Annotated in this window: 6 protein-coding genes and 7 tRNA genes; 4 read left to right on the top strand and 9 right to left on the bottom strand. The window is 38.1% G+C overall.

From position 1 onward, the window contains the following. Position 1: 1 nt before the first annotated feature. A complete protein-coding gene (locus B5771_RS00480; RefSeq protein WP_047812005.1) occupies positions 2-1456 on the bottom strand; it encodes an aminotransferase class I/II-fold pyridoxal phosphate-dependent enzyme in 1455 nt (484 codons plus the stop codon). A 256-nt stretch (positions 1457-1712) separates the two neighbouring features. On the opposite strand from B5771_RS00480, the gene B5771_RS00485 reads away from it, so the two are divergent. Further along, complete coding sequence (locus B5771_RS00485) at positions 1713-2189, top strand: hypothetical protein (RefSeq protein WP_088185788.1); 477 nt, start codon at positions 1713-1715, stop codon at positions 2187-2189. Positions 2190-2381: 192 nt separating this feature from the next. On the opposite strand, the gene B5771_RS00490 is transcribed toward B5771_RS00485, so the two are convergent. From B5771_RS00490 to B5771_RS00525, 8 genes are all read right to left on the bottom strand, one after another. Beyond that, a tRNA-Val gene (locus B5771_RS00490) sits at positions 2382-2458 on the bottom strand. A gap of 4 nt (positions 2459-2462) precedes the next feature. After that, a tRNA-Leu gene (locus B5771_RS00495) sits at positions 2463-2550 on the bottom strand. Positions 2551-2558: 8 nt separating this feature from the next. Further along, positions 2559-2632, bottom strand: a tRNA-Cys gene (locus B5771_RS00500). A gap of 12 nt (positions 2633-2644) precedes the next feature. Next, positions 2645-2719, bottom strand: a tRNA-Gly gene (locus B5771_RS00505). A 5-nt stretch (positions 2720-2724) separates the two neighbouring features. Beyond that, positions 2725-2800, bottom strand: a tRNA-Phe gene (locus B5771_RS00510). 10 nt (positions 2801-2810) lie between these two features. Beyond that, positions 2811-2886 (bottom strand) — tRNA-Asp (locus tag B5771_RS00515). Positions 2887-2906: 20 nt separating this feature from the next. Then, positions 2907-2982, bottom strand: a tRNA-Val gene (locus B5771_RS00520). A 121-nt stretch (positions 2983-3103) separates the two neighbouring features. Then, positions 3104-4381, bottom strand: coding sequence for a glycosyltransferase family 2 protein (locus B5771_RS00525; protein WP_047811952.1), 1278 nt, complete (start codon positions 4379-4381; stop codon positions 3104-3106). A gap of 582 nt (positions 4382-4963) precedes the next feature. On the opposite strand from B5771_RS00525, the gene B5771_RS24960 reads away from it, so the two are divergent. The 3 genes from B5771_RS24960 (at position 4964) to B5771_RS00540 (ending at position 6629) form a co-directional block, all read left to right on the top strand. Beyond that, a complete protein-coding gene (locus tag B5771_RS24960; RefSeq protein WP_282433303.1) occupies positions 4964-5086 on the top strand; it encodes a hypothetical protein in 123 nt (40 codons plus the stop codon). 685 nt (positions 5087-5771) lie between these two features. After that, positions 5772-6389, top strand: coding sequence for a DUF2975 domain-containing protein (locus tag B5771_RS00535; RefSeq protein ID WP_088185790.1), 618 nt, complete (start codon positions 5772-5774; stop codon positions 6387-6389). Positions 6390-6404: 15 nt separating this feature from the next. Then, on the top strand, positions 6405-6629 hold the full coding sequence (locus B5771_RS00540; protein WP_088185791.1) for a helix-turn-helix transcriptional regulator: 225 nt from the start codon (positions 6405-6407) through the stop codon (positions 6627-6629). Positions 6630-6990 lie beyond the last annotated feature (361 nt).

Raw genomic sequence — 6990 nt, forward strand, 5'->3', positions numbered from 1 at the left:
GTTATTTTTCCTCCAATACTTTGATACTTTTAACCGACATATCCTCCGTCCCGGTTAGAAAACACCCCTTAGCCTTAGCATAGGAGATATAATCAATAATTTCATCGGTTATCCGTTCGCCTGGAGCTAAAATTGGAATACCCGGCGGGTAAGACATCACAAACTCTGCACATATATGTCCATCACTTTCCTTAAGTTCAACAGAACGCTGAGGCGAGTAAAAGGCTTGTTGTGGCGTCATTATGACATCGGGATTAATATATTCATGATCAAGCATTCCGGATTTGTCTTTTGTATAGAGTCGCTTAATTTCCGAAAGAGATGATACAAGTCGTTCCAAAGCTAACTCGCGGTCCCCGACAGAGATTATCGCTAATATATTGGCGATATCACCCAATTCAATCTGGATCCCGTAATCATCCCGTAAAATATCATAAACTTCTATCCCTGCCAGCCCTATCTCACGGGTGTAAACGGAAAGCTTAGTGTGATCAAAATCAAACACAGAATCTCCATTAATTAGTTCCTTCGAGAAAGCGTAGTAACCCCCAATTTTATTGATTTCATCTCTCGCATAGTTGGCCAGAGAGGATACCTTATTGAAGATATTCTTTCCATCTAAGGCAAGATTACGTCTGGAAATATCCAGAGAAGACAAGAGCAAATAAGAGCCGCTGGTAGTCTGGGTTAAGTTAATCGTTTGCCGTACATGGCCTGTACTAAGACGATCGCTTTTTAACAAGAACGAGCTTTGGGTTAGTGATCCGCCTGTTTTGTGCATACTGACCGCTGACATATCAGCGCCAACTGCCATTGCATTCACAGGCAAGTCAGAACCAAAATAAAAGTGAGTGCCATGCGCTTCATCAACTAGGACGTACATATTATGGGAATGGGCTAGTTCAGTAATAGTCTTTAAATCCGAACAAATACCATAATAGGTCGGATTATTAACAAAGATGGCCTTAGCGTCTGGATTTTCTTCAATTGCTCGCTTTACATCATCAACTGACATCCCTAAGGGTATTCCTAGTTGTTTATTTACACCAGGATTAACATATACAGGAATTGCTCCACTGATAATTAGTGCATTTATTGCACTTCTATGGACATTACGAGGCATAATTACTTTTTCGCCTTGCTTACATACGCTCATAATCATAGCCTGAACAGCAGCCGTAGTACCATTAACCATAAAGAATGCGTGATCTGCTCCAAAAGCATCTGCAGCTAATTCTTCTGCTTCTTTGATCACTGAAACAGGATGAACAAGATTATCAAGAGGCTTCATAGAGTTAACATCCACCGATAAGCACTGTTGTCCCAGAAACTTTACAAGTTCAGGATTTCCTCTGCCTTGCTTATGCCCTGGCACATCAAAGGGTACTACTCTCATTGATTGATAATTTTGCAATGCCTCATAAATGGGTGCCTTGCCTTGCCAAAGGGAATGCATGTAAAGCACCGCCTTTCCTACCTTATTCTGAAATTGTTGTCTTATGAAACGATTCCATTTTCCTGCAAAAAGAATAGAATTTCAACATCACGATTTGCTTCACGAAGTTAAAATTATAAACATTAGAATAATATTCTTCTAAAAAACAACATTAATAGTATATTAAACATTATCAAAAATATCAACGAAGAGGCTTTTGCAAATTTAGAGAATATCATGTCAAATAATTCAGAAACTACCCAATGGAGGCTTAAGTATGATAAAAATACGAAGTAAATTAATCTTAGGCATAATTTCAGGCCTTTTTGGTGAGCTGGCCATTATGTCGAGCAATTATCTGTTTGTTAAATTTGGTCTTGTAAAGCATTCCTTACACTCAATGTCACTTCAAGTCCTAAATCGCAAAAAATGTGTATTCAGAAACGCAAGAAACAATATATGGTTACCGCATGTAATTAGTACGTTCTTTTGCACAACCGGAGGCATATTGATTACCTGTCTATTGTCCTTCAGCAAACGTTCTTGTATATTAAAAGGCTTTATCATAGGAACATTAGGAGGCATAATTCCATATTTGTTTAGCCGTTTCAAGGTAGTTAAGGATATGAAAACATCGCTTAGCAAAATGATGTGTTTTCTTAGTCATGGTTTTTTTGGCTTAACAGTGGCAATGGTTATTAAATTTCTAGAAGAAACAAATTGCAGCAACAATCACCAATCACCTGAGAAATAAACAGATTCAGATTATGACCGTTCTCAGTTCACTTAAAGGTCCAAAATCGGGCATAGAAAAAGCCACAGGCGAGCTGGGGCTTACTTGTCTTACATATGTTCAGTAAACATCACGATCGTGGGAACAAAGAAACTAATAGCAAACATGTGACAAAAAACAAAAACCCGCATAAAAGCGAGTTTCTAACAATTATGGTGGGTTTGAGAGGACTCGAACCTCCGACCCCCGCGATGTCAACGCGGTACTCTAACCAGCTGAGCTACAAACCCATATTGGTGCCGATGACCGGAATCGAACCGGTACGGGCTATTAACCCGCGGGATTTTAAGTCCCGTGCGTCTGCCAGTTCCGCCACATCGGCAAAATATTTGGAGGCGGCACCCAGATTTGAACTGGGGATAAAGGTTTTGCAGACCTCTGCCTTACCACTTGGCTATGCCGCCAACTTTAACAAATGGAGCGGGTGACGAGATTCGAACTCGCGACTTTCACCTTGGCAAGGTGACACTCTACCACTGAGTTACACCCGCATAAATGGTGCCTCAGGACGGAATCGAACCGCCGACACGAGGATTTTCAGTCCTCTGCTCTACCGACTGAGCTACCGAGGCATACAATAAATGGCGACCCCGATCGGAATTGAACCGACGATCTCCTGCGTGACAGGCAGGCATGTTAACCGCTACACCACGGGGCCACTTTCAATCGCAAATTAGTTGGTGGGCGATGACAGGTTCGAACTGCCGACATCCTGCTTGTAAGGCAGGCGCTCTACCAGCTGAGCTAATCACCCGGGGCGACTGACGAATATCAGTATACACAAAAAAGTGCTCCGTGTCAAAACTTTTTTTCAAAAAATGGTCCTTTGTTTTCAAGATCCATAAAATGGTATGTTTACAACTAATCCTTTGCAACTAACTTGTGGATACCTTTTTTTGTTTAACAACATCTTCGATATTAATAGAACGTGTATGCTTAGTATGTGACCACTGTTTATCCTTCCTATTAATGAATCCCAAAAAGACAATAGGAATCCAACTATAGATAAAAATAGGATACAAAATCAGGCCTACATAGGCTTTCCAAGGTATTCGATCCAGTGCTAAAGCTGCAACAGGATACAGATATTGAATTGAGGATAATATTTGCCACCCTGTCCAAGGCATAACTAAGGTGAAGACATGAGTATAACTTGACTGCAGGGCGGAAATAAAGTTTGTCATCATAAAAAATGTTGCAATCATTACAAGAGCAGGCTGAAAGAGGTGTATTGCAGCATCAAAATACATAATTTTTCTTTCGCGTATACCTTTAAGTATCAGGGGAAAGAAGTATCTTCCCGCTACATCTACTTGCCCCTGAGCCCAACGTTTTCTTTGGTACCAAGACTGCATAAAGGTTAAAGGCTTTTCATCATAAACGACAGCATCGTGAGCCCAAGTTGTTTTAATACCGTGTGTTAAAGCCTTCATGCTGAATTCAAGATCTTCTGTCAGAGACGTAGCTCCCCATCCAAATTCTCTCAAAACATCGGTTGAAATGCACATGCCTGTCCCGCCAAGAACGTTGGAAAGCCGCCCCGTATTGTATCTTGCGAGTTGCAGCAATCTGTTTGTCACCCAAAAGGCTATAGAGAATGTATTTGTTACCCATGTATCCATCGGATTCTTCGAATCTAAGTAACATTGAACTATTTTATGTCCTTGGCAAAGTTTGCTGTTCATTTCAAAGAGAAAATTATTTTTTACTAAATTATCAGCATCGAAAATTACGATTGCATCATATTGGCGCTCCATTTTGAAAAGGCGATGGAACATCCATTCGAGGGCGTAACCTTTACCACGTTTTTCAGTATTAAAACGTCTATGAACAATGGCTCCCGCGTTCCGAGCTATTAATGCAGTCTTATCCGTGCAATTATCAGCTACCACAAAAATATCAAAGAGCTTTTTGGGATAATCCAGCATCCTTAGATTCTCTACAAGCGGTCCAATGACAGCTTCCTCATTATGAGCAGCAACAACAACGGCAAAGCTTTTCTCAGGCGTTAGAATCTTATCCTCTCGTCTCCTAAACAGTCCAAACAAAGACAAAATAAAATAATAAAAAGTCAAAAAAATAATAATAACTTGGACCGGAATCATAATAACGTTAAATAACTGTGTGACCGAAAGCCCAGAGAACAAATCCACCTATCTGACCCCCTTCTGACCAATAAATTCTAACATAGGATTTTGACCTATGCAAGAATAGTTGCCAAGAACTTTATCCACTTTATTTATTTATTACATTTATTTTCCATACTTATGTCTTAGAACTATAATTTTTTATTATCGTCATGTTTAGTTTCGGCCTATTATTTTAAAAATAATAAAGGCTATTAATGACCCACTAAATATCATGAAGGTTAAAGCAGCTTTTATACCGAAACTAATCGATTGCCAATATACATCCCCAATCCTACGCCCAGATATCCAGGGAACATAATCCCGAAAGATTTGAGCCGCCCCATTACCTAAAATAAACAACAAAATAATAGCAGATGCTACAAGTAGTATACCCGATATACCTGTCGGTGTATCCAACCTAAATCGTCGAATTATGTCTCTTTTCCACCAGTAGAATTCTATGTATAGTATACTAATCCATCTTCGCCACATATTCATCACCTCAATTCTACTTTATGAGGTGCATTATAATAAGATCAACATTTATACAAATAAGTTTAAATTCCTTTCAAGATGGTTAAAATTCTCATCAAGGAGGTGGTTAATATGCCAATTCCATCAGAGGATGGTAAATTTATTCACTGTTCTTATTGTAATCAAAGGTTTCGCTTTGGTTATGAAGCTGAAAAGCATGAAAAAGAGATTCATGCTGATCAATTATCATCTTAAGACTCTCGATGCAAATAGTTTAACTAATATTTTATATCGATAACCAGTAAAGTAATTGCAATCAATTCCTTCTTAGAAAATTGTAGGGCTGATGAACTTTCTGTTGAAGTACAAGCTGCATTTTTTAAAGATTAATTTAGTGACTAAATTTTTTCGCTCAAAAGACTATCTTCGATGAGGTAGTCTTTTAATTATTATGCCACTCTGGTTTCTGCTTTCAGAAATCTCATAAATTCTTTGCTGAAAGTCACTTTTACATAATGCAATGCAAAGAGACAACTTCATGGGTGCAAACCAGGTTTTTGCCGTCGTTCTAGTGATAAGAACTTTCCTGACACGACTCTCAAAAAGAACGTCAGTAAATAATTAGTTCCCGAATTCAAAAATAATTAGGTTAATTTCACAAATAGCTTTTAACAAATCATCTACCATATATTGTAACGTTCTTAAATTAAATTCAGTAGCGTAAATTCGGTATTTAGGCATTATTAAATTAATTCAATTATTAAAGAATATGCCCTTTGATTATGCTTTGAGGCTATATCTATTACGAACCCCCCTACTGCACTTTGCTAAGAGCGAAAACACTGTTCTCGCTGAAGGGATGTTAATTAATGTTTATCATTAATTAATTATTGACTATCGAATACAATGCCCTTATAATCTCATCTAGGAGGGCGGTACAATGATTCGAAATGACATTGAAAAAATAAAATCGAGAGCAACTATACTCCACAAAATAATTATATTAATTTTCTTTCTTGGAATAATAAGTGTCTTTGCTGTATTGTCAGCTTCTGTTTATTTCTCGTTTGCTTCACCTGACAAGTTTAACGCAGTTAAAGGAAATTTGGATTGGTCTATAAGCTATACACTAGAAAATGGCTCAACATTCTTTATTATTATACCCTTTAAAATTATGCAACCTCTGGGCCCCCGTATGTTTAGTGCAAAAGATGCTCTTATAACCTACTTACTTTCATCTCTTCTTGGCTTCACCCTAATTTTGTATGGAATTAAACAAATAGCAAATATCCTTAAATCTACAGCTAACGATATAACTCCATTTACTTTAGGCAATGCTAAAAACTTAAGAAAACTTACTTATTCAATAATTACCTATTCGTTATTATCTGATACTCTATCGAACGTTTTATGCTCACTATTTGTTACAAAAATATTTTGGGTAGAATTGTCTAATATTCATTTCAGTGCTTTATTACTTGGAGGACTTATTTTTATCATAGCTGAAATATTCCAATATGGCGTATACTTGCAAAATGAATATGACACAACTCTGTAAGGATGTGCTTAGTTAGTGGCTATAGTAATAAGATTAGATCGAATTTTAGTCGAAAGAAAAATAAAGCTAAGTGAATTAGCCCAAAAAATTGGTATTTCTAATGTAAATCTCTCTAATTTAAAAACAGGTAAGGTAAGGGCAATTCGGTTTTCGACACTTGACGCAATTTGTAAGACTCTTCAATGTCAACCAGGCGATATACTTGAATACGTATATTCAAATAATGACGAAAATATTTAACATAAAAGTGCACATCTCTAATCAAATCATATAAATCTCACACTACCGCCGCGCAATATTCTATAACACCTTCTCCTGCAATGTGAATCCGAACACGATAAGCGGACCGAGCTTATCGCCACACTGCGTCTAGTAACACCTTCTCCTACAGTGTGGGACCCGAGTAATGCTACACTTTCATTTCGCTCATGGAACATAGAAAGACTGCCATAAGGCAGTCTTTCGCTTGTTACCTGGCGATGACCTACTTTCCCAGGGGCCTGCGCCCCAAGTATTATTGGCCCTGGAACGAAAGGCGGATGAGCCTTTCGCCACACTGCGTCCCCATACGCAGACTCCTGCAGTGTGGATCCTTAACTTC

It is taken from the genome of Desulfosporosinus sp. FKA (assembly GCF_002196785.1).
Classification (GTDB): Bacteria; Bacillota; Desulfitobacteriia; order Desulfitobacteriales; family Desulfitobacteriaceae; genus Desulfosporosinus; species Desulfosporosinus acididurans.